1 rRNA gene is annotated in these 3021 nt (G+C 53.1%); it reads right to left on the bottom strand.

The annotated features are described in order from the left end of the window. Nucleotides 1–9: 9 nt before the first annotated feature. Nucleotides 10–2937, bottom strand: a 23S ribosomal RNA gene (locus tag GXP75_RS21275). Between the last annotated feature and the right edge of the window lie 84 nt (nt 2938–3021).

Below are 3021 nucleotides of genomic sequence, written 5' to 3'. Positions count from 1 at the left end.
TTCAAAAGTGTGGTTAAGTCCTCGATCGATTAGTATCTGTCAGCTCCATGTGTCGCCACACTTCCACCTCAGACCTATCAACCTGATCATCTTTCAGGGATCTTACTTCCTTGCGGAATGGGAAATCTCATCTTGAGGGGGGCTTCATGCTTAGATGCTTTCAGCACTTATCCCGTCCGCACATAGCTACCCAGCGATGCCCTTGGCAGAACAACTGGTACACCAGCGGTGCGTCCATCCCGGTCCTCTCGTACTAAGGACAGCTCCTCTCAAATTTCCTGCGCCCGCGACGGATAGGGACCGAACTGTCTCACGACGTTCTGAACCCAGCTCGCGTACCGCTTTAATGGGCGAACAGCCCAACCCTTGGGACCGACTACAGCCCCAGGATGCGATGAGCCGACATCGAGGTGCCAAACCTCCCCGTCGATGTGGACTCTTGGGGGAGATAAGCCTGTTATCCCCGGGGTAGCTTTTATCCGTTGAGCGATGGCCCTTCCATGCGGAACCACCGGATCACTAAGCCCGACTTTCGTCCCTGCTCGACTTGTAGGTCTCGCAGTCAAGCTCCCTTGTGCCTTTACACTCTGCGAATGATTTCCAACCATTCTGAGGGAACCTTTGGGCGCCTCCGTTACTCTTTAGGAGGCGACCGCCCCAGTCAAACTGCCCACCTGACACTGTCTCCCCGCCCGATAAGGGCGGCGGGTTAGAAGGTCAATACAGCCAGGGTAGTATCCCACCGATGCCTCCACCGAAGCTGGCGCTCCGGTTTCCAAGGCTCCTACCTATCCTGTACAAGCTGTACCAACATTCAATATCAGGCTGCAGTAAAGCTCCACGGGGTCTTTCCGTCCTGTCGCGGGTAACCTGCATCTTCACAGGTACTATAATTTCACCGAGTCTCTCGTTGAGACAGTGCCCAGATCGTTGCGCCTTTCGTGCGGGTCGGAACTTACCCGACAAGGAATTTCGCTACCTTAGGACCGTTATAGTTACGGCCGCCGTTTACTGGGGCTTCAATTCGCACCTTCGCTTACGCTAAGCGCTCCTCTTAACCTTCCAGCACCGGGCAGGCGTCAGCCCCTATACTTCGCCTTACGGCTTCGCAGAGACCTGTGTTTTTGCTAAACAGTCGCCTGGGCCTATTCACTGCGGCTCTCTCGGGCTTGCACCCTAACAGAGCACCCCTTCTCCCGAAGTTACGGGGTCATTTTGCCGAGTTCCTTAACGAGAGTTCTCTCGATCACCTTAGGATTCTCTCCTCGCCTACCTGTGTCGGTTTGCGGTACGGGCACCTCTCACCTCGCTAGAGGCTTTTCTTGGCAGTGTGGAATCAGGAACTTCGCTACTATAATTCGCTCGCCATCACAGCTCAGCCTTATGGGAAACGGATTTGCCTATTTCCCAGCCTAACTGCTTGGACGCGGATATCCAATACCGCGCTTACCCTATCCTCCTGCGTCCCCCCATTGCTCAAATGGTGAGGAGGTGGTACAGGAATATCAACCTGTTGTCCATCGCCTACGCCTTTCGGCCTCGGCTTAGGTCCCGACTTACCCTGAGCGGACGAGCCTTCCTCAGGAAACCTTAGGCATTCGGTGGAGGGGATTCTCACCCCTCTTTCGCTACTCATACCGGCATTCTCACTTCTAAGCGCTCCACCAGTCCTTCCGGTCTGGCTTCACAGCCCTTAGAACGCTCTCCTACCACTGTTCGAAGAACAGTCCGCAGCTTCGGTGATACGTTTAGCCCCGGTACATTTTCGGCGCAGAGTCACTCGACCAGTGAGCTATTACGCACTCTTTAAATGGTGGCTGCTTCTAAGCCAACATCCTGGTTGTCTAAGCAACTCCACATCCTTTTCCACTTAACGTATACTTTGGGACCTTAGCTGGCGGTCTGGGCTGTTTCCCTTTCGACTACGGATCTTATCACTCGCAGTCTGACTCCTAAGGATAAGTCATTGGCATTCGGAGTTTGACTGAATTCGGTAACCCGGTAGGGGCCCCTAGTCCAATCAGTGCTCTACCTCCAAGACTCTTACCTTAAGGCTAGCCCTAAAGCTATTTCGGAGAGAACCAGCTATCTCCAGGTTCGATTGGCATTTCACCCCTACCCACACCTCATCCCCGCACTTTTCAACGTGCGTGGGTTCGGGCCTCCATTCAGTGTTACCTGAACTTCACCCTGGACATGGGTAGATCACCTGGTTTCGGGTCTACGACCACGTACTCATGCGCCCTATTCAGACTCGCTTTCGCTGCGGCTCCGCATCTTCTGCTTAACCTTGCACGGGATCGTAACTCGCCGGTTCATTCTACAAAAGGCACGCCATCACCCGTTAACGGGCTCTGACTACTTGTAGGCACACGGTTTCAGGATCTGTTTCACTCCCCTTCCGGGGTGCTTTTCACCTTTCCCTCACGGTACTGGTTCACTATCGGTCACTAGGGAGTATTTAGCCTTGGGAGATGGTCCTCCCGGATTCCGACGGAATTTCACGTGTTCCGCCGTACTCAGGATCCACTCTGGAGAGAACGAAGTTTTGACTACAGGGCTGTTACCTGCTATGGCGGGCCTTTCCAGACCTCTTCATCTACCTCGTTCCTTTGTAACTCCGTATAGAGTGTCCTACAACCCCAAGAGGCAAGCCTCTTGGTTTGGGCTGATCCCGTTTCGCTCGCCGCTACTCAGGGAATCGCATTTGCTTTCTCTTCCTCCGGGTACTTAGATGTTTCAGTTCCCCGGGTCTGCCTTCTCATATCCTATGTATTCAGATATGGATACCACTCCATTACGAGTGGTGGGTTTCCCCATTCGGAAATCTCCGGATCAAAGCTTGCTTACAGCTCCCCGAAGCATATCGGTGTTCGTCCCGTCCTTCATCGGCTCCTAGTGCCAAGGCATCCACCGTGCGCCCTTTCTAACTTAACCGTTAAAAAAGAATCACTACAGTTATTCTTGGTCTTACTTTTGAATGTGATGTCTTACTTATCGTTATCTAGTTTTCAAAGAACA

Origin of the sequence: Bacillus sp. HU-1818 (assembly GCF_022695965.1) — a bacterium.
Lineage (GTDB): Bacteria > Bacillota > Bacilli > Bacillales > Bacillaceae > Bacillus > Bacillus atrophaeus.
The sequence above is the reverse complement of the archived record's forward strand: the minus strand, read 5'-3'. Positions and strand labels throughout refer to the sequence as shown.